This is a genomic window from Marinactinospora thermotolerans DSM 45154 (assembly GCF_900167435.1).
Lineage (GTDB): Bacteria > Actinomycetota > Actinomycetes > Streptosporangiales > Streptosporangiaceae > Marinactinospora > Marinactinospora thermotolerans.
This window is the reverse complement of the sequence record NZ_FUWS01000006.1, coordinates 229,694-248,904: the sequence shown is the minus strand read 5'-3', so window position 1 is coordinate 248,904 and position 19,211 is coordinate 229,694. Positions and strand designations below refer to the sequence as shown.

Sequence of the window (19,211 nt, the reverse complement as noted above, 5' to 3'; positions counted from 1 at the left end):
AGAGAGGCAGAGTAATGACGAACTTCCGATCGTCGGCCACGTTACTGCGGATGCGCCGTCTCCACCGCTACGGTGACGGCCGGCTCTTCGTGGTGCCCCTGGACCATTCGGTCGCGGACGGGCCCATCGTGCCCGCGCGCACCCTCGATCCGCTCGTCGGGACCCTGGCGGAGAACGGGGTGGACGCCGTCGTCGTGCACAAGGGGCGCGTGGCGTTCGTGGACCCCCGCCGTTTCGCGGACATCGGGCTCATCGTCCACCTGAGCGCGAGCACCATGCACGCGCCCGACCCCGACGCCAAGTACCTGGTCTCCAGTGTCGAGGCCGCGGTCCGGTTGGCCGCCGACGCGGTGAGCGTCCACGTGAACCTGGGGTCCGACGACGAACGGAGGCAGATAGCGGACTTCGCCGCGGTCGCCGACGCCTGCGCCGAGTGGGGGATCCCGCTTTTGGCCATGATGTACCCGCGCGGTCCGCGCATCACCGATCCGCGTGATCCCGGGCTGCTCGCGCACGCCGCGTCGCTCGCGACCGACCTCGGCGCCGACATCGTGAAACTGCCGTGGGCGCGGACGCCGGAGGAGATGGCCGACGTCGTGGCCCAAAGCTCCGTGCCGGTCATCACCGCGGGCGGGCCTGCGGGGCAGGCCTCCGCCGACGTCGTGGCCCAAGTATCCCGGCTGCTCAGCGCGGGCACGTCGGGCGTGGCCATGGGCCGGAACATCTTCGAGGCCCCCGCGCCGGGCGAAATGGCCCGCCGGGTGGCGGAGGTCATCCACCCCCTGCTCGCCTCCGAGGGGTTCTCCCGGTCGGTGGGCGGAGTCCGTGACCACGCGGAGATGAGCCTGCCGCGCTGACCGTCCGGCCGTGCCCGGGCCTTACCGGGCCGCGGCGCCGCCACCGCCCGCGCGCGGGCGGTGCTCCTCCCTTCCACCACCGTCTGCTGGAGAAGTGATGCGATGTCTGACGACCCACGAATGAGACAGGGCCGTGATCGCGGTCCGGGACCCGGGGAGAAGCGCGGTTTCGAGGTGGGCATCGTGGGGGCGGGCCCCCGCGGGCTGTCGGTGCTGGAGCGGCTGTGCGCCAACGCGAGGAGAGACTCCTCGCATCGGGAGGTGACGGTCCACCTCATCGACTCCTTCCCCCCGGGAGCGGGGGCGGTGTGGCGCACCGACCAGTCGCGGCTCCTGCTGATGAACACCGTGGCGTCCCAGATCACGGTCTACACCGACGACAGCGTCCAGATCGACGGGCCGATCGAACCGGGCCCCAGCCTCTACGACTGGGCCCAAGGGCTGGCCCTCCTCGGTGAGTTCGACGGCTACGACGAGGAGATCCTGGTGGAGGCGCGCGGCCTGGGACCCGACTCCTATCCGACGCGGGCCCTGTACGGCTGCTACCTGCGTGCCTGTTTCGCCCGCATCGTCGCCGGGGCGCCGGCCAACGTCCGGGTCCGGGTCCACGCCACCCGGGCGTTGGCGATGGCCGACGCCTACGGGGTCCAAGGCGGCCCGCAGGGCATCCGTATGGAGAACGGGACGAGCCTGAACTTCCTGGACGCCATCGTCTTGGCCCAGGGCCATCTGCCCGTCCGCCGAAGCGCGCAACAGGCCCGCACCACCAGCCTGGCCCGCATCCACGGGCTCGTCTACGTCACCCCCGACAACCCCGCCGACGTGGATCTGAGCGGGGTCGAGGCGGGGCGGCCGGTGCTGCTCCGCGGTCTTGGACTCAACTTCTTCGACTACGTGACCCTGCTCACCCAGGGGCGGGGCGGGAGGTTCGAGGAGCGGGCGGACCGCCTGGTGTACCACCCCTCCGGTGCAGAACCGGTCATCTACGGGTTCTCTCGCCGGGGCATCCCCTACCACGCGCGCGGGCGTAACCAGAAGGGGGCCGCGGGACGTCACGTCCCCCGCCTGTTCACGGCCGCGACGATCGAACGCCTCCGCCGGCTCTCCCCGGAAGGGCTGAGCTTCTCCCGGGATCTGTGGCCGTTGATCAGGCGGGAGGTCGAGAGCGTCTACTACGCCACCCTGCTGCGCTCGCGGGGGGATGCCACCGCGGCCGAGACCTTCACCTCCCGTTTCCTCGTGGAGGACGAGGCGGGGGCCGTCGCGCTGTCGACCGAGTACGGCATCGTGCCCGCCGACCGGTGGGACTGGCGCCGGCTCGGCCGCCCCCACGAGGGGCGGGTCTTCACCAGCCGGGCCGGATTCCAGGCCTGGCTTCTCGACCACCTCGCCCAGGACGTCCGCGCGGCCGAGGCCGGAAACGTCGACGGACCGCTCAAGGCGGCCCTGGACGTACTGCGCGACCTGCGTAACGAGGTCAGGCTCGCGGTCGACCACGGGGGGCTGGACGGGAGGTCCTACCGTGACGAACTGCAGGGCTGGTACACGCCCCTCAACGCCTTCCTGTCGATCGGCCCGCCCGCCTCGCGGATCAGGGAGCTCATCGCGCTGATCGAGGCCGGGGTCGTGGAGATCACCGGCCCGGGCACCCAGGTCCGCTTCGACGCCTCCCTCCCCGGGTTCGTCGCGGTCTCCGACCAGGTGCCGGGCCCTCCGATTCGGTCGAAGGCCCTCATCGAGGCCCGGCTTCCCGAACCCGACCTGCGCCGGGTGGACGACCCCCTGCTCACCCACCTGTTGAACAGCGACCAGGTCGTCCCCTACCGGATCGCGTGCCAGGGGGGCGGCTGCTACGAGACCGGCGGGCTCGCGGTCACCGAACGCCCCTACCACCTGGTCGACGGGCGCGGCCGGGTCCACCCGCGCCGCTTCGCCTACGGGGTGCCCACCGAGGCGGTGCACTGGGTCACGGCCGCGGGGACCCGTCCCGGGGTCGACTCGGTCACCCTGGGCGACTCCGACGCGATCGCGCGGTCGGTGCTCGCGTTGGCACCCGCCGTGCACGTTCCGGTCGGGGACCGGGTGGCCGCGTCGCGCGGCGACCTGACAGAGGTGATCGTGTGACCGGGGAGGAGCAGATCGACGCGGGACTGCTCTCGCCGGTGCGGGCCGCCACCCCGGTGGAACGGGTCGTCTCCGACGCCGCGTGGCTGCGCGCCATCTTGGAGGCCGAGGCGGCGCTCGCCCGGGCCCAGGCCGGGCTGGGCGTCGTGCCCCGGTCGGCGGCCGAGGCCATCACCAGGGTGGCCACGTCCGGATGCGTCGACCTGCGCGCGGTCGCGGTCGCCGCCCGAGAGAACGCCAATCCGGTGGTGGCCCTGGTGAGGGAGCTCACCAGGTGTGTCGCCGAGCGCGACCCGAACGCCGCCGAGTACGTCCACCAGGGGTCGACCAGCCAGGACGTCTTCGACACCGGTGCGATGCTGGTCTCCCAGCGGGCCCTGCGGCTGATCCGCGCCGACCTGTCCTCGGCCATCCGTGGCCTGGAGACGCTTGCGCACGAGCACCGGGACACCCTCATGGCCGGGCGGACCCTCGCCATGCAGGCGGTGCCCATCACCTTCGGTCTCAAAGCCGTGGGGTGGCGTCACCTGCTCGTGGACGCCCGCGAACGGGTCTCACGGCTGCTCGACGGCGGGCTGCCGGTCTCGCTCGGAGGAGCCGCGGGGACACTGGCCGGCTACCTGGAGTACGCCGCGCCGGAGGGGGAGCTCTCGGGAAAGGGGCGGGCCCGCCACACCAACCGCCTGGTGCGGGCCTTCGCCCGGGAGACCGGCCTGGCACCCCAGACGCTGCCCTGGCACAGCCTGCGCACGCCGATCGCCGATCTCGCGTCGGTGCTGGGATTCACGGCTGGGGCGCTCGGCAAGATCGCCGTCGACGTCCTCACCCTGTCCCGTACCGAGATCGGGGAGGTGGTGGAGCCGGGCCCTGCGGGCAGGGGGGCCTCCTCGGCCATGCCCCACAAACGCAACCCCGTCCTGGCCACCCTGATCCGCAGCGCCGCCCTCCAGGTGCCCGCCCTTACCGCGGGGCTGCTCCAGTGCGTGGCCGCGGAGGACGAGCGGTCCGGCGGGGCCTGGCACGCCGAGTGGCAGCCGCTGCGCGAGTGTCTCAGGCTCACCGGAGGGTCCACCCACACCCTCGTCGAACTGGTCGCGGGGCTGCGTGTCAGGCCCGACCGGATGGTGCGCAACGTGGCGGTGGAGGCGGGTGCCGTGACCAGCGAGCGCGTGGCGGCGGTACTGGCACCGCTGCTGGGGCGGGCCAGAGCCCGCGCCCTGGTGGCCGACTGCGCCGGGCGGACGGCCGGGGGCGGGCCGGAACAGGCCGAGCTGCTCTTCGCCGCCCTCGCCCACGAGCCCGCGACGGCCGGGAAGTTCTCCCTCGACGACCTCGTGGGGTTGTGCGATCCGGCCGGATACACCGGAGCAGCGGTTCACCTGGTCGACCACGCGCTCGGCCAGCACCGGCCGGCCACGCCGAAGGAGACGGTGCCAGACCCGGCCCGGTGAGCGAGAAAGCGGAAGACGCGCACGGAGACGTCGTGGCGCGAACACGGTATGCCCTCGGCGGAAGCGGGACACCGACTCTCTCGGAATGTGCCGTGTTGCCGGGATGGCGGAGCGAAAACCCTTCGAAATCATTTCACAGTCCGGCGTCAAGGCGCCGCCACGGTCATGTGGAGGAGTGTTCCGATGGTCGTCCACTCATTCTCTTCCCACTCTTATCCCCCCTCCGCCGCTGTTCCGCTGGAAGCGCGCAGACGGCTGTTCGCCGACGAGGACCTCGGCATGGGCAACTTCCTCGACCGGGTCGCCGCCGTCCACCCGGCCGGTGACCGGCCGTTCCTGTGGACGGTCGCGCGCGGGGGCTCCCCTGAGCAGGCCCGCCCCCTCAGCGTCGAACAGCTCGTCCGTACCCGTGACACGTACGCGGGGTGGTACCACGCGGCGGGGGTCACCAAGGGGGATCCGGTCGCCGTCTACCTCGACGACGGGGTGGGCTACTTCCTCCACTTCCTCGCCCTGAGCTCCCTGGGTGCCGTCCCCGCCCTGGTCAACGGGCGGATGCCGGCACCCGTGGCGGCCGACTACGTCGCCCGGATCGGCGCGGTCGGGGTCGTGGCCACCACGGGGCACCTGGCCGCGCTCAGGGACGCCGGCCTGGACGCCGGCGGACTGCTGTGGTGCGCGGACGCGGCCGAGATCCCCGCCGAGCCCGCCTCGGGGACGGCGCTCCCCGGCGTGTTCCCCTACCCCCACGCCGACCCCGACCCCGTCATGCTCTGCCACACGTCGGGGACGACCGGCCCACCCAAGGCCGCGATGTTCGGCCACCGACAGTTCTTCCTTGGCAAGCGGGAGCGTCTGCTCACCTTCCCGCAGGCGGAGGAGGGCAACCGGTTGCTGACCGCGCTCCCGCAGTCCCACTCCGCGGGCATCAGCTACCTGATGACGGCGACCCTCCTGGGGCTGCCCACCATGGTCATGACCGACAACGACGGCGCGTCGGTGCGCGCCGCCATGGACAGGTTCGAGCCCACCGTGGTGGCGGCCTTTCCACAGACCTACGTCGAGCTCGCCGCCCTCGACCTGTCCGGGCCGGGAAGCGCGCAGGTGCACACGTGGATCAACACCGGCGACTCCGCCCACGAGGCGCACATCCGCGCCCTGGTCCGCTACGGGCGCCGGCCCGACGGGAACGGCGGGCACCGCCCGGGGTCGAGGTTCATTGACGGGCTCGGCTCCTCGGAGATGGGAATGGCCCTCTTCCGGAAGGTCAGCGAGCCAGAGAGCGGGGACTACGGCCGGTGCGTCGGCACACCGATCGACATCGTCGAGGAGGTCGCGGTCCTCGACGACGCCGGACGGCCCCTGGGGCCGGGCGAGCCGGGGCGCCTCGGGGTGCGGACGCCCACGGTCACGCCGGGGTACTGGAACGACTCCCGCCGCACCATCCAGTCGTCCTACTCCGGGTACTGGCTGACCGGTGACGTCGTGTACCGCACCGAGGACGGCAGGATCTACCACCTGGACCGTTCGCCCGATGTCATCCACACGGCCGACGGGCCGGTGTACAGCCTGCCCATCGAGGAGGTCGTCCTGACCGACCCCGTGGTCGACGACTGCGCGGTCATCGCCGTGCCGGACCCCGTGGCCGGGGACCAGGCCCCGTTCGCCGTCGTCCGGCTGAGGGCGGGAACACCTGCCCCCGGCAGCCTTCTCGACACGCTCAACGCGGCGCTCGCCGAGGCGGGGCTGGTACCGCTGCGAGGGGTGACCGTGGCCGCCGGCCCCGATGAGTTCCCCACCGGGCCGACCGGGAAGGTCCTCAAGCGGCGGATGCGGGAGATGTACGTTTCGGCGCTCGCGGGGTCGGGCGTCTCGTGAGTACCCGCCGGGAGCACGCGGCCACGGGAGGCGGCGGCCGGCCGCCCGCGCCGGCCGGACGGGCAGGGAAGAACGCACAGTCGAGGAGACGACGATGACGGCGACAGCGGAGAACAACTCGTTCCAGGCCACGGGCATCCCCGACATGCCGGGGGGCGTACTGGGAGGTGGAGACCGGCCCCCGGCCGTGCGCATGTACGAGATGCTCTACAGCTCCCTCGTCAGCCAGCTCCTGGTCGCGGTCGCCGACATCGGCCTGGCCGACGAGCTGACGGCGGGCCGGCGCCCCGTGCGCGAACTGGCGGCGGCCACCGGCGCCCACCCCGGCGCCCTCTACCGGGTGATGCGCGCGCTGGCCAGCACCGGCGTGTTCGCGGAGGTGGAGCCGGAGGTCTTCGAGCACACCCCGCTGTCCCGCACCCTGTGCAGCGACGAGCAGGGGTCGATGCGCGACGTCGCCAGGTACGTCGGCCTTCCCGCCCGCCAGCAGGCGTTCGCGAACGTCTCCCACAGTCTGCGCACCGGTGAGCCGGCCTTCGACCACGTGCACGGGAAGTCCTGGTGGGAGTACTTCGGGGAGCACCGTGAGCTCGCCACCCTGTTCAACCGGGCCATGGGCACCATGTCCCGCCGGATCAACTCCGAGGTCCTGGAGCACTACGACTTCGGCGGCGTACGCCACCTGGTGGACGTCGGAGGGGGACAGGGACACCTCGTCTCCCTGATCGCGCAGCGTTACCCGGATCTGACCGCCGTGGTGTACGACCTGCCGCGCGTCGTCCCCGAGGCAAGGGAGGTCATCCAAGGCGCCGGGCTCGAGGATCGGGTGCGCTGCGAGGGGGGTGACTTCCTCGAACGGGTTCCCGGAGGGGGAGACCTCTACGTCGTCTCCTGGACCCTGCACGACTGGGACGACGCCGACGCCGAACGGATGCTCGCCAACATCGGCCGGGCGATGGAACCCGGCGGCACGCTGCTGGTGATCGACGAGGTTCCCCCGTCGAACAACTCGCCCCACTTCGGCAAGTTCGAGGACATCGTCATGCTGACGCTGCTACGCGGGCACATCCGGACCGAGGACGAACTGGTGCCGTTGTTCCGGCGGGCGGGGCTGCGGATCTCCGAGATCCGTTCGACGCCCTCCCCGACCAGCGTGATCGTCGCCCACCACATGTGACGGCGGACGGCGGAGGAACGCGGGGCCGGCTCGGGAAACCGGGGAGGCCGGCCCCGTCCGCCGGCCCGCCCGGGCCACCGGACGCCCAAGAGGCCGAGCGGAACGGAGCGCGCTCCCGCCGACCACGGCGCCGCCCCTCATCCCGCCCGCTGCCGGGCGAGCGCCTTCCCGATGACGCGCGCGCCATCGGGAAGGCGCCGGGGTTCGGACCCGCGTAGTCGGGCCGAAGGCGGGGACCGGTGGGCTCGGCGGGGAACCACTCGTCGCCGGGGGCGACGACGACCCCGGCGCGCTCGCACTCCTCGACGAGCCCGGGCGGATCGGTGGTGTCCGGCAGCCGCCCCCAGAGGTTCAGCCCTCCCCGGGGCACGGCTTCCAGGTGGGCGGCGGGGGCGTGCTCCCGCCGACCGCGGCGGGATGCCGCCCCGGCAGGTCGGTGACTCCATCGACCAGGGGCGGCCCGCGCCGACGAGGGTGCGGAACCCGGCGCTCCTGTGCGTCCTTCGAGAACAGTGGTCAGGAGCCGGAACGCCGCGACCGAGGACCGGGGAGGTCGCCGTCGCCCTGTCCCGCAGACCCGGTCGGTCCGTTCGGAACCGTGTTCCCGCGGTCGTCCCCGCTCCCCGGGGCAGGAGGAGAGGAGATCCGCTGACAGGCCGGTACGGGCACCTCCGGCGGGGAACCGGCCGACGTGCCACGGGAGTGAGCGTTGTGGGCTGCCGTCCCTGCCCCGCTCGGCCGGTTCGCCGGAGCAGTACCGACGCGCGCCTTCGCCCGTACGCGTCACGCCGGGGCCCTCCAGGCCGATCCGACGCGAAACCCCTCGATGTTCCGCACCTCGTACACTGGGTTCGGAGTCTCGCCATCCGGGTCCCCGTGATGGCACCTGAGTCGAAGACGAGTTCACCCGTCCGGACATGGTGGGGCTGTCCGACCACGGGGAGCCGGTACCGGAATCCGACGACCGGGCCGGTCTGGCCCGCTGAGATGTCCACCCGCGGCAACCGCGGGCGGACCCAGCCACCTTCAGAAGGACGTGGGAGAATGGGCCATATGGACATTCTGGGGCGCAACAACGTGGTCGTGACCGGACGGACCGATGGGCCCACCGTGGTGCTGGCACACGGTTTCGGTTGCGACCAGAACCTGTGGCGCCTGGTCGTGCCACTCCTGGAGCCGGACTTCCGCGTGGTCCGGTTCGACTACGTCGGCTCGGGGAAGTCCGACCTGTCGGCGTGGAACGCCGAACGCTACAGCACGCTCGACGGTTACGCCCGCGACGCCGTCGAGGTGTGCGCGGCCCTCGACCTGTCCGACGCGGTGTTCGTCGGCCACTCGGTGAGCGCCATGGTGGGGGTCCTCGCCGCGGCCGCCGCGCCCGAACGCATCGGCGCGCTCGCGATGATCACCCCGTCCCCCTGCTACATCGACGACGAGGGCTACCGTGGGGGGTTCAGCGCCACCGACATCGACGAGCTGCTGGAGTCGCTCGACTCCAACTACCTGGGCTGGTCGGCCGCCATGGCGCCGGTGATCATGGGCAACCCGGACCGGCCGGAGCTGGGGCGGGAGCTGGAGAACGCGTTCTGCGCGACCGACCCCGACATCGCGGCCGTGTTCGCCCGTACCACCTTCCTCTCCGACAGCCGCGACGACCTGAAGACGGTGTCCGTGCCGACGCTGATCGTGGAGTGCGCCCAGGACGTGATCGCCCCCCGCGAGGTCGGCGCTACGTGCAGGCGGCCATCCCCGGCAGTCGGTTGGTCACCCTGGACGCCACCGGCCACTGCCCCCAGCTCAGCGCGCCCACGGCCACCGCCGAGGCGATAGCCGCGTTCGCCGGAGCCCGCGCGTGATGAACCGCGGATCCGAGCCCGCGGCCAACGGCGGCCGCGGGCTCGGATCCGCGGTCGACGCGGCGTTCACCTCGCTCCTGGAGGAGAGCGCGGAGGACCTCTACGAGAACGCCCCCTGCGGTTACCTGTCGACGCTGATGGACGGCACGATCGCCAAGGTCAACGGCACCCTGCTGGGATGGCTGGGCCGCGAGCGGGACGAAGTGGTCGGCCGGATGAGCTTCTCCGACCTGCTGACCGTCGGCGGGAAGCTCTACCACGAGACCCACTTCGCCCCGCTGCTGCACATGCGGGGAGAGGTCAACGGCATCGCCCTGGAGATCCGGGCGGCCGACGGCACCCGGATGCCGGTGCTGGTCACGTCGGTCGTCAAGAACGGCGACGGCGGCGAGCCGCTGCTCATCCGCACCACCCTGACCGACGCCCGCGACCGCCGCTCCTACGAGGCGGAACTGCTGCGCGCCCGCCGCGCCGCCGAGGAGGCGCGGCGCCAGGCCGAGGCCGACCGCGTCCGGTTGCAGTCGGCGCTGGCCGTGCTCCAGCAGAGCCTGCTGCCCGACACGCTGCCGGACGTGCCCGGCCTGGTGACGGCCACCCACTACCACACGGCGTCGCCCGACCGGCTGGGCGGCGACTTCTACGACCTGTTCCCCCTCGGCGAGGACCGGTGGGCGTTCTTCCTGGGGGACGTGTCCGGCAAGGGGCCCGAGGCGGCGTCCCTCACCTCGCTGGCCCGGTACACCCTGCGCACGGCGGCCGCGTACACCGCCGATCCGGCCGCGGTGCTGGCGACGCTCAACACCGCGCTCCACGATCGCTACACGAGCGGCGAGCCGCGCTACTGCACCGCCGTGTTCGGGGTGCTCCAACCGGACGGCGACGGGTTCGACGTGCGCGTCGCCAGTGGTGGCCACCCGCCGGCCGTGATCACGCGAGCCGACGGCGGGGCCGAGTTCCTGGACACCCCGGGCGGCATGCTCGTGGGCATCCTGCCCGACGCGCCGTTCGTCGGCGCGCACAACCGGCTGGAACCCGGGGACAGCCTGCTGCTCTACACCGACGGCCTCACCGAGGCGCGTGTCGGCGCCGACCGCGGCCTGTTCGGCGAGGAGGCGCTGCGCGCGTTCGCCGCCGAACACGCGGGCGGCGGACCGGACGGGATCGTGGCGGCCCTGGTCGAACTGCTCTCGGGATTCGGCGATGGACTCAACGACGACACCGCGCTGCTGTGCCTGGGGGTGCCCGCCACACCGGACGCAGCGGCGGAGGGGAAGAGGACATGAACTCGTTGTCCGTGGCCGTCGAGGACGCTCCCACGGGCCCCGTGGTGCAGGTCATGGGCGACCTCGACTACGACAGCGCCGACGTGTTCCGCGCGGCGGTGGGCGGCCTGGCGGTGCCGCCGGGCGCGCTGCTCGTGATCGACCTCGCGGGACTCACGTTCTGCGACTCCAGCGGCATCACCGCGTTCCTCGCCGCCTGGAACCACGCACGGGCGTCCGGTGGCGACGCCGCTCTGGCGGCGGTGCCGCCCAGCACCGCACGCATTCTGCATATCGTCGGGGTCGACCGCATCCTCCAGGTGTACCCGGACGCGACCGTCGCGGCCCAGGCCGCCTCACGCGGCGCCTGACCGCGCCCCGCGCGTCCGGTATCCGGAGTACCGGCCCGGCCCCGGCCAGCCGGGGAATGGGTCATGCAGAAAGGGCCCGGCCGGTGGCCGACGAGCGCGGCGCGGACCGTCGCATGGTTCCACGTCGCCCTTCGTCGGGTTCTCTCCGTCCCCACGCACCGTCCTGTCGTGGACGTCTGCGACACCCCCGCCGTCCTGTGACGGTTCGACCGGCGGGGCGTCGGTACCGCCTCCCAAGTTGCTGACGGGGAGCTGGCCGAGTGGCGAGCAGGGTGCTTTGGGGACGGCCAGAGGAGTCGGACACGTGCTCCCCGAACTCCTCGCGAACGCTCCCCAGCCGCTGTTCCGGCAAGGACCGTCCCCGGTCCGGTTGCCTGAGCCGCCCCGGCAGGGGTTCGTCGCTCCGCGTGTCCTGGGAATACGCAAGGGCACGGACGGGTGGCTGAGCGACCTCGTCGCCTGCCCGCCGCGGACGCAGACGCCTCCGCCGCCGCGTCCTGAGGCGCTGCGCGATTACCGATCCCTGCTTGAGCTCGCACTCTCCGACGGCAAGGTCGTCGGCGAGGAAGCCCGGAACCTGGCCGTCCTCGCGACACGGGCCGGCCTCACGCAGCTCACCGCCCAGCAGGTCCACGAGGACACACTGGCCCTGGCCCGCCGGCGGGCCGAAGCCGACGGGGTCGTGACCTCAGCGGAGTTCAAGGAGTTGCGGGCGGCCGCCGAGAACCCGGGTGCCACCCACCCCATCCAGGACCTACAGGAGGCGGCGACGGCCCACCGTCCACAGAACCGGCGGCTGAAGGGGTGGCGCCTGCCGCCGGTGGGCGAGGCACCCGGTATGCAGGAACTACTGGACTACGCACTCGCCAATGGGGCGACGGTTGCCGAGAACCTCACCAAGACGGTGCGGCTGGTCGTCGCGGGAACCGACGGCTCCGACCCCGGCTGGGCCAGGCGCGCGCCGCCAACGTCCCCGTCATGACGGTCGACGAGGCCCGCAAGGTGTTGGAAGGCGAGGTGGCGGCGGTCGCGGCGAGTTCCGGCGTCTTCAGCGACAGCCGGGACCGGGAGGTGGCCGAACGCCTCGCGGCCGAATCGGGATCCGCGCGGCCCGAATGGCATGAATTCCGGCGCCCGCGTCAGTTGACGGTAACCGGGTACAAGCGGCAGTTCACCGAGCCTTTCCAGCGCGACCGGCCTGCCGACAACGTTCTCTCCCGTCCTTCCGCCCGTCCCCGACCGGTGGCCGCGGCGCGGGGAGGAAGCGGGTGCGGGGTATTCCTCCTCATGTCGACCGGCATTGACCTCGCCCTCACCGAAGTCGCCACCCACCTGCCCATTCGGCTTCCGTCGGACGGACAGGTACCGGAGGGGACCCGCATAGGCCGTATCGGCCGGACGCGCGGACGGCGCGCGAAGTGAGTGCGCCAATAGTCACGAGATACCCCGAAGAGTCAGGAAGCCGACGGCCGAGACGGCTCTGGACGAACCTTCCGGCCTGTTGCGCGTCCGCCTGGATGTCTCGCTCAGCCGCGTCCTGAACGCTCGGCGCCGTGTGCGATGAACGCGCGACGTGGACCGTCCCGGTTCTCCTCCCACCCTCCGGACGTGGGGAAGGCCCGGCCTGTCTGTGCAGGTCGGGCTCTGTCTTTACCGTCGCGGCGATGCGTAATCGGGAGGAATCGCCCCAGGTCTTTCGGATCCGTAGACCGATCAGGCTCCTTGTTCCACGACATATCGGGCGGCGTTGTCCAGCGCCGGGTTCTCCCATGTCGATGACGCTCCTGCTGCCCTTCGCCGTCATCGGGTGTTCCGCCGTGCCTGGAAATCCTCTGTCCTTTTCGCCTCCTTGTCCAAATCGGGTGAAGGAATCGAATGGCTGACACGGAGCAGGCGGAAGGGCAGCCAGGTGGTTCTTCGCGCCGACGCCCCAGGGGAAAGGCCTGATGTGGCCAGATGGGGGTTAAAGGGCATTTCGCGGCATCCGTGGAGGTAAATCCCGATTAATTTGTGTGGTTCCAGCCCCGCACAGGGGAGCCGATGAATCAAGAACCTCCCGGAGGAGCCACGTGAAGCGCGGATTGCCGGTGGAGTTGAAGGCCGTACGCCTGTTGCTGTTCATCACGGCCGGGCTGACCCTGCTGGCCGTGGTCGGAGCGTTGATGGTCGTCGAGGTCGACGCGGTGATCCTGGGCGAGCTGACCTGGGTGGCGCTGCCCGGCGTGCTCGCGCTCGTGTTCGCGCTGCGCCTGCCTCGCGGCGGCCGGGTGCTGTTCTGGGGGATCGCGGTCCTTCAGGTGCTGACCCTGCTATTGGCGCTGGGCAATCTTCCCAGTCCGAGCGCGCTGACGCAGATGCTGCTGCCGCTGCTGACCCTGGGACTACTCACCCGCGCCCGGGCCCGCGAGGCGCTCCTGTCCCGCTGACCTCACCACGGCCCCACCACCCCCATCCCCTGATTCCCCCGGTGGCCTTTCATGCTGCGCAGAATCCACGACCCCGACCGGGGCGCCTCCTTCGTCGAGTACAGCGCGGTCATCATGCTGGTCGCGGCCATCATGGCCGTCCTGATCGGCTCTGGTATCCCCACCACGTTGCGCGACGGCGTCACCGGTGCCGTCGGCTCCATCTTCGACGGCACCGGCGCTGATCAAGGGAACGTGCCCGTCGCCGGCAACGAGGAACAGGATCCCCTCGACAGTCCGCCCGCTGAGGAGGAGCAGGAGGATGCCTCCTCGCGGGACGACGAGGAGACTGTGCCGGGGCCGGCCGAGCCGCAGATCCAGCCCGCCGCCGACACCTCCGAGAACACCGCTGACGCCGGCGGTGGGCTCCTGGACAGCACGTGGCGCTTCCTCACCGGCGCCGGCGGGGGGATCGCCGACGACGCCACCGACCTGGTCGACACCGTCCTCAACCCCATCGACACCGCCACCGAGATGACCACCAGCCTGGCCGGCGACGTCTGGGCCCACGGCCTCGAAACCGCCGACCAGGTCCGCGAGCGGCTTGACGAGGGCGACTACCTCGGCGCCGCGGAGACCTTCCTGAAGGAGAACATCCGCTACGGGGCGTGGGAGTCCCCGCTGAGCGTGGGCAGCCTGTACCGCAGCGTGGTCGACGAGGAGGTCACCGGCTCCTGGAGCAGCGGCGACTACGCCGGGGCCCTGGGGCGCGGCGCGTGGAACCTCGGCTCCTACTTCATTCCCGGCGTGGGGTGGCTGGGCCGAGGCGGCAAGCTGACCCAGGCCATCGCCGAGGGCACCCCCGACCCGCCCGGAGCCAACACCCCCCACTTCCACGCCGACGGTGCCGATCCCGGCCAGCCTCCCCCCAACTCCCCGGACGACCGGCCTGACCAGGACGGCCAGGACAGCCAGGACGGCGACGGATCCTCGTGCGCCCGTAACAGCTTCGTCCCCGGCACTCTCGTGCTGATGGCCGACGGCGCCCACCGCCCCATCGAGGACGTCGGAGTCGGCGATCATGTCTGGGCCACCGACCCTCTCACCGGGGAGTCCGGGCCGCGCCCCGTCACCGACCTCATCGACGGCCACGGCCCCACGACGCTGGTGGAGATCACTGTCACCGACACCGACGGCGACACCGGCCGGCTCACCGCCACCGACGGCCACCCCTTCTGGGTTCCCACCGCCCAGACCTGGACCGACGCCATCGACCTGACGCCGGGCGCCTGGCTGCAGACATCCGCCGGCACCTGGATCCAGGTCACCGCCCTGGACATCCGCACCGCCCACCAGCGGGTCCACAACCTCACCGTCGCCGACCTGCACACCTACCACGTCGCGGCAGGCCGGACAGACGTCCTCGTTCACAACGACGCCTGCCGTCTTGTACCAGGCGGAGGCCTACAGGCCCACGAGGATATGGGAGGCCATACCTTGGAGCGCCATGTCGGCGTCAGTGATGAGTATTTGCGTAATCGGACGATAGGAATCGGTCCCCCTTCGGGGAGGGTCGCGACGAGATGGACTGATAGGGAAACCGCGGAGCGTGCGGTCGCGACCGTCCTTGATCAGGAGAAAGTGAAGATCGAGGAGTGGCTGGAGAGGGTGGATACGGGATCGAAGGGCTATGTTCGACTAGAACTTGAGAATATAGATGTCGATCAGGGAGTTCTGGGTACATCTTTCGCTCGACAGGGGAGTAAGAAGAACCCGACCGGATGGGTGGAGGGAGCTCCAGAGAGGGTCACCGTGGTCCTGGTCAGGGACCCGGATAGCCCATTGGGGTACAGTATCTACACTGCTTACCCGGTTGAGTGATCCAGAGGTGCGAGAGGAGAGATGATGTACGAATATCTGAGAAAATTCTTTGCGGGGGGCATGCATCAGGACTGGGATCTCGATGGCGATAGTCTTGAGGAAATCTTTCGGAAGAGGCATGTAAATGCACTGGATGAATCGCGGAGAATTCTTCAGGAGATCGAGATGATGCTGTCCTCTGATCTCAGTGAGGAGGAGATCGACCACCTTGTCACCATCCAGTGGAGGAGCGGGTACGAGCCCGATGAGGACACGGAGACCTGGCGGGGTGTTCTGCGGGACATGATCGGATACATCCATGACATGCATCCGGAATTGGCAGATGGAGAGAGGCGAGAGAAGGAGTAGCAGAGGCATCCGGGAGGTACGCGAAGGATCGTATCGGCGCGCTCTGGAACCTTCGGGGCGAGTGCGGGCTCCGGCTGGTCCTGGCCTACCTTCTCAACAGGGCCGATACGCATGGTCGTCATTCACAGGGGGTATGCCGCTGTGGCCGGTGGCCGTGGAGACTCTCTGTGAGATGACCGTGGATCCACGCCATCCGGGCCGGCCGTCCGGAGGGGGCCGGCGTGGGAACTCCCCGCCGAAGAGCTGGGCCGCGCGCTGCGGGAGTGTCCGCCGGGGTTGCCGCTGCCCGTGTCCGGCCGGTGTGCGGAGGAAGCGCCGGCGTGCGTGTTCATGTTCGCGCACCGGCGTCCTGGATAAGGAGACGACCGGTCCGGAGAAGGGCTGACCGCGGGCCTGCGCGCGCCAGGGCGCCGGCGCCGATAACGCGCTCGCCGACGACGCCACCGACCTGGTCGACAGCGTCCTCAACCCCATCGACACCGCCACCGAGATGACCACCAGCCTGGCCGGCGACGTCTGGGCCCACGGCCTCGAATTTCACTCGGCAGGGGAGTGAGAAGAATCCGGCCGGATGGGTGGAGGGGGCTCCGGAGAGGGCCACCGTGGTCCTGGACAGGGATCCGGATAGTCCATTGGGGTGCAGTGTCTGCATTGATTACCCGGTTGACTGATCCACAGGTGTGAGAGGAGAGATGATGTACGAATATCTGGAGGACTTCTTTGCGGGGGGCATGCACCAGGACTGGGACCTCGATGGCGATAGTCTTGAGGACATCTTCCGGAAGAGGCATGTAAATGCACTGGATGAATCGCGGAGAATTCTTCAGGAGATCGAGATGATGCTGTCCTCTGATCTCAGTGAGGAGGAGATCGACCACCTTGTCACCATCCAGTGGAGGAGCGGGTACGAGCCCGATGAGGACACGGAGACCTGGCGGGGTGTTCTGCGGGACATGATCGGATACATCCATGATATGTACCCGGAATTGGCGGATGAAGAGAGGCGAGAGAAGGGGTAGAGGCATTCGGACGGGTGCGGGCTCCGGCTGGTCCTGGCCTCCCTTGTTAACAGGGCCGATGCGCATGGTCGTCATTCACAGGGGGTATGCCGCTGTGGCCGGTGGCCGGTGGCCGTGGAGACTCTCTGTGAGATGACCGTGGATCCACGCCATCCGGGCCGGCCGTCCGGAGAGGGCCGGCGTGGGAACTCCCCGCCGAAGAGCTGGGCCGCGCGCTGCGGGAGTGTCCGCAGGGGTTGCCGCTGTCCGTGTCCGGCCGGGGCGCGGAGGAAGCGCCGGCGTGCGTGTTCATGTTCGCGCACCGGCGTCCTGGATAAGGAGACGACCGGTCCGGAGAAGGGCTGACCGCGGGCCTGCGCGCGCCAGGTGTGACGGAGGCCGGCAACCCTGGGAGGGATGAGAGACATACCGGTACCAGGGGAGGGAGCCCTGATGAGTTGCGCGAACGGTGACCGGACGCGGGGCTGGGGAAACGGCCGGTCGTCTCGGTGAGCACCGTGGGGAGGAACCGCGCCTCGGATGACGGCCCGCCGCCGGTCGAGAGGTCCGGGTCTTCGCCCCGCCCTCTGGGCGTGAGGGGGCGGCGGCTCTCGTGGCCTCCCCGGTGGGCCGCCCGGACCGGATCGGGCCGGCTCCGCGCGAACCGCGGCACCGCGTCCCCGCCACGTTGTGCGACGGCGCCGGCGCCGATGAGGAGGACGCGTCCGCCGCCGGCCCGCACACCTGGCACGGCGCGGCAGGCCGGACGGACATCCTCGTACACGACACCAACGAGGATCGTGGCGACAGCGGAGCGGGAGGCGAGACGCGAGAACAGGCTCCGGCCACCACCCGGCCGCGTGACACCCTCGGAACGGCGGCAGATGGAGAGCGTCCCGGTGATCACCGGGAGGTGGCCGGGAGAAGGTGAAGGATGTACCGGCCGGGTACCCCGGCAGGTCGTCGATCACCTTGGAGGAAGGAGCGCTTCCGCCCTCGGAGTCTTCCGTGAAGCCTGCTGGAAAGCGGTGGCGAATACCCTGAACTCGCCCGGCGGTCCGGTCCGGAAGACCAAGGGGGTCCGGCACCGTCCGTGGTCCCGGAACGGGGAATTCCAGGCCACGGTCCATATGAGCCGCATCATGGAACCCCGCCGATCAAGGAGGCGGTGTGCGTGGGATCGGCGATATCCAGGTCGTCACGTCCCCATGCCGCCGTGACATCCTTGACGGCGGTTACCGCTACGGAGGTGATCCGCCCGTGGGGCTGTCCAGAGAAGAGATCATGGGACTCGTCGAGAGGATCTTGGAGAACGATCAGAACGGTGTTGAAAGCGAGGAGGAGATGGCCAGGTTGGAGCGAGGAGTTCTCTGCCCTTATGTGACGGGCCTCATCTACCATCCGAATAGGTATGTCGAGGGCAGGGAGGAGTTGTCACCTGAGGAGATCGCCGAAATCGCGATGCGGTATGAGCCCATCGCCCTCTGAAGGGTGATGGAAGAACCTCTCACGGTGGTCGGCGCATTAAAGAGGAGAGACCGGTGGTCTGCGGCCACGGGGATCGTGGTCCGCTTGGCGCCGGACGGGGCGCGGCGACCGCTCCAGCGGGTGGTACCGCCTGCCCCGGCGCGCCCTCGTAGTGGCGGCCGGCGCACGCCCTGCCGGACCTGACACCGGACGGGACCGCTCTCGGTCCCGGTCGTCCTCACGCTCCGAGGCGGCGGGGAGCGGAGGCCGCTGACCGACGCGAACGGCCGGTCGCGTGGGCCGACTCCACCGAGCCGCCGGATGCCGAAGCCGGCCTCGCGGCTTTGGACGAGGCTCTCAACGCGCCTGAGCGCGATGTCGAGACTCCTGACACGACAACGAGTGGGAATGGATGAGTCATCGGCCGATCATCGACGCCGGTCCCGGCCTGAACTTCCTCTCGATCGATCAAGAGCGTCTCCTCATCGGCGTTCTGGGCAAGCTCAGTGCTCCAGAGGCTGTACAGAGCGAGGTTTTCGACAAATCCCGGCAGGATGAGCGTTTCCGCGCCGCCGCAGGTGTCCGGCGGAAGCCGGCCCTCGAGTGGATGCGGATCCTGTCCGACGACCAGACTCCCGAACTCGCAGCCGTCATCCAGCGCATCTCCCACCAGCCCATGGCTGAACGGCTGAAACGTCCCAAGGATTTGGGCGAGGTTATGGTCATCGCGCACGCGGTCGTCATTGCCGAGGCCGGCCAGAAGGTGACCGTGCTCATCGACGACGGAGAAGGAGCGCGGACGGCCACCTCGGAGATCAACCGCCTCGAACGGCTCCGCCGCAGCGGGCGTCCGGTGGGGTCGATCACCCTGGTCAGCACGCTGGCCATCTTGGAACGTGCAGTGCAGAAGAAGTACGTCCCGGGCAAAGCGGACATGCGTCAGCTCTACCGGCGACTGCGTGAACTGGATGACGGGCTTCCACCGATCGAGGCGACCCGGCTCCTGTCGTCCGATCTCTGGCCCTGACCGCCTGTTCCCACCGCACATGAGTGCGACGTGCACGCCCGGCGCCTCCCACTGAAAGGGACCAGCTCCACGGCAGGCGGTCGCCAAGTGTCCAAGAGCAGGCGGCCAC

General features: G+C 70.3%; 16 protein-coding genes. All 16 read left to right on the top strand.

Features of this window, described 5'->3' with window-relative positions:
- Positions 1-14: 14 nt before the first annotated feature.
- The 16 genes from B5D66_RS12745 (at position 15) to B5D66_RS12660 (ending at position 19,102) form a co-directional block, all read left to right on the top strand.
- The gene (locus B5D66_RS12745; RefSeq protein WP_078761914.1) at positions 15-857 is read left to right on the top strand and encodes a 2-amino-3,7-dideoxy-D-threo-hept-6-ulosonate synthase; all 843 of its coding nucleotides are present in this window, start codon (positions 15-17) and stop codon (positions 855-857) included.
- 183 nt (positions 858-1,040) lie between these two features.
- A complete protein-coding gene (locus tag B5D66_RS12740) occupies positions 1,041-2,981 on the top strand; it encodes an FAD/NAD(P)-binding protein (protein ID WP_235000960.1) in 1,941 nt (646 codons plus the stop codon).
- Positions 2,978-4,432 carry a nitrosuccinate lyase gene (gene pcaB, locus B5D66_RS12735; protein ID WP_078761912.1) on the top strand — a complete coding sequence of 485 codons (1,455 nt, stop codon included), beginning with the start codon at positions 2,978-2,980 and terminating at the stop codon, positions 4,430-4,432. Before B5D66_RS12740 ends, pcaB begins: the two co-directional genes overlap by 4 nt.
- A 183-nt stretch (positions 4,433-4,615) precedes the next feature.
- Positions 4,616-6,310: a class I adenylate-forming enzyme family protein gene (locus B5D66_RS12730; protein WP_078761911.1), complete on the top strand. Its 1,695-nt coding sequence runs from the start codon at positions 4,616-4,618 to the stop codon at positions 6,308-6,310.
- Positions 6,311-6,404: 94 nt separating this feature from the next.
- On the top strand, positions 6,405-7,487 hold the full coding sequence (locus tag B5D66_RS12725; RefSeq protein WP_200813629.1) for a methyltransferase: 1,083 nt from the start codon (positions 6,405-6,407) through the stop codon (positions 7,485-7,487).
- 1,053 nt (positions 7,488-8,540) lie between these two features.
- Positions 8,541-9,317 (top strand): alpha/beta fold hydrolase, encoded by a 777-nt coding sequence (locus B5D66_RS12715; protein ID WP_327308461.1) that lies wholly within the window; start codon positions 8,541-8,543, stop codon positions 9,315-9,317.
- Between the two features lie 25 nt (positions 9,318-9,342).
- Positions 9,343-10,626, top strand: a complete 1,284-nt coding sequence (locus B5D66_RS12710) for a SpoIIE family protein phosphatase (RefSeq protein WP_078761910.1) — start codon at positions 9,343-9,345, stop codon at positions 10,624-10,626.
- Entirely contained in the window at positions 10,623-10,976 is a 354-nt protein-coding gene (locus tag B5D66_RS12705) for an STAS domain-containing protein (RefSeq protein ID WP_078761909.1), read from the top strand. The genes B5D66_RS12710 and B5D66_RS12705 overlap by 4 nt, the downstream gene beginning before the upstream one ends.
- Before the next feature lie 304 nt (positions 10,977-11,280).
- The gene (locus B5D66_RS12700) at positions 11,281-11,958 is read left to right on the top strand and encodes a hypothetical protein (protein WP_078761908.1); all 678 of its coding nucleotides are present in this window, start codon (positions 11,281-11,283) and stop codon (positions 11,956-11,958) included.
- On the top strand, positions 11,955-12,398 hold the full coding sequence (locus B5D66_RS12695; protein ID WP_078761907.1) for a hypothetical protein: 444 nt from the start codon (positions 11,955-11,957) through the stop codon (positions 12,396-12,398). Before B5D66_RS12700 ends, B5D66_RS12695 begins: the two co-directional genes overlap by 4 nt.
- A 647-nt stretch (positions 12,399-13,045) precedes the next feature.
- Complete coding sequence (locus tag B5D66_RS12690) at positions 13,046-13,402, top strand: hypothetical protein (RefSeq protein ID WP_078761906.1); 357 nt, start codon at positions 13,046-13,048, stop codon at positions 13,400-13,402.
- A gap of 51 nt (positions 13,403-13,453) precedes the next feature.
- On the top strand, positions 13,454-15,262 hold the full coding sequence (locus B5D66_RS12685) for a polymorphic toxin-type HINT domain-containing protein (protein WP_078761905.1): 1,809 nt from the start codon (positions 13,454-13,456) through the stop codon (positions 15,260-15,262).
- A gap of 21 nt (positions 15,263-15,283) precedes the next feature.
- Positions 15,284-15,610 carry a contact-dependent growth inhibition system immunity protein gene (locus B5D66_RS12680; protein ID WP_078761904.1) on the top strand — a complete coding sequence of 109 codons (327 nt, stop codon included), beginning with the start codon at positions 15,284-15,286 and terminating at the stop codon, positions 15,608-15,610.
- A 692-nt stretch (positions 15,611-16,302) separates the two neighbouring features.
- Positions 16,303-16,629: a contact-dependent growth inhibition system immunity protein gene (locus B5D66_RS12675; protein WP_078761903.1), complete on the top strand. Its 327-nt coding sequence runs from the start codon at positions 16,303-16,305 to the stop codon at positions 16,627-16,629.
- 1,149 nt (positions 16,630-17,778) lie between these two features.
- Positions 17,779-18,096, top strand: a complete 318-nt coding sequence (locus B5D66_RS12665; RefSeq protein WP_078761901.1) for a hypothetical protein — start codon at positions 17,779-17,781, stop codon at positions 18,094-18,096.
- A 391-nt stretch (positions 18,097-18,487) separates the two neighbouring features.
- Positions 18,488-19,102: a PIN domain-containing protein gene (locus tag B5D66_RS12660; RefSeq protein WP_078761900.1), complete on the top strand. Its 615-nt coding sequence runs from the start codon at positions 18,488-18,490 to the stop codon at positions 19,100-19,102.
- The last annotated feature ends 109 nt before the right edge of the window (positions 19,103-19,211 follow it).

What these genes read in the sequence shown, in the direction of transcription:
- B5D66_RS12745 (WP_078761914.1), top strand. Translation starts at nt 15, where the DNA reads ATGACGAACTTCCGATCGTCGGCCACGTTACTGCGGATGCGCCGTCTC.
- B5D66_RS12730 (WP_078761911.1), top strand. Translation starts at nt 4,616, where the DNA reads ATGGTCGTCCACTCATTCTCTTCCCACTCTTATCCCCCCTCCGCCGCT.
- B5D66_RS12725 (WP_200813629.1), top strand. Translation starts at nt 6,405, where the DNA reads ATGACGGCGACAGCGGAGAACAACTCGTTCCAGGCCACGGGCATCCCC.
- B5D66_RS12715 (WP_327308461.1), top strand. Translation starts at nt 8,541, where the DNA reads ATGGACATTCTGGGGCGCAACAACGTGGTCGTGACCGGACGGACCGAT.
- B5D66_RS12710 (WP_078761910.1), top strand. Translation starts at nt 9,343, where the DNA reads ATGAACCGCGGATCCGAGCCCGCGGCCAACGGCGGCCGCGGGCTCGGA.
- B5D66_RS12705 (WP_078761909.1), top strand. Translation starts at nt 10,623, where the DNA reads ATGAACTCGTTGTCCGTGGCCGTCGAGGACGCTCCCACGGGCCCCGTG.
- B5D66_RS12695 (WP_078761907.1), top strand. Translation starts at nt 11,955, where the DNA reads ATGACGGTCGACGAGGCCCGCAAGGTGTTGGAAGGCGAGGTGGCGGCG.
- B5D66_RS12685 (WP_078761905.1), top strand. Translation starts at nt 13,454, where the DNA reads ATGCTGCGCAGAATCCACGACCCCGACCGGGGCGCCTCCTTCGTCGAG.
- B5D66_RS12680 (WP_078761904.1), top strand. Translation starts at nt 15,284, where the DNA reads ATGATGTACGAATATCTGAGAAAATTCTTTGCGGGGGGCATGCATCAG.
- B5D66_RS12675 (WP_078761903.1), top strand. Translation starts at nt 16,303, where the DNA reads ATGATGTACGAATATCTGGAGGACTTCTTTGCGGGGGGCATGCACCAG.
- B5D66_RS12660 (WP_078761900.1), top strand. Translation starts at nt 18,488, where the DNA reads ATGAGTCATCGGCCGATCATCGACGCCGGTCCCGGCCTGAACTTCCTC.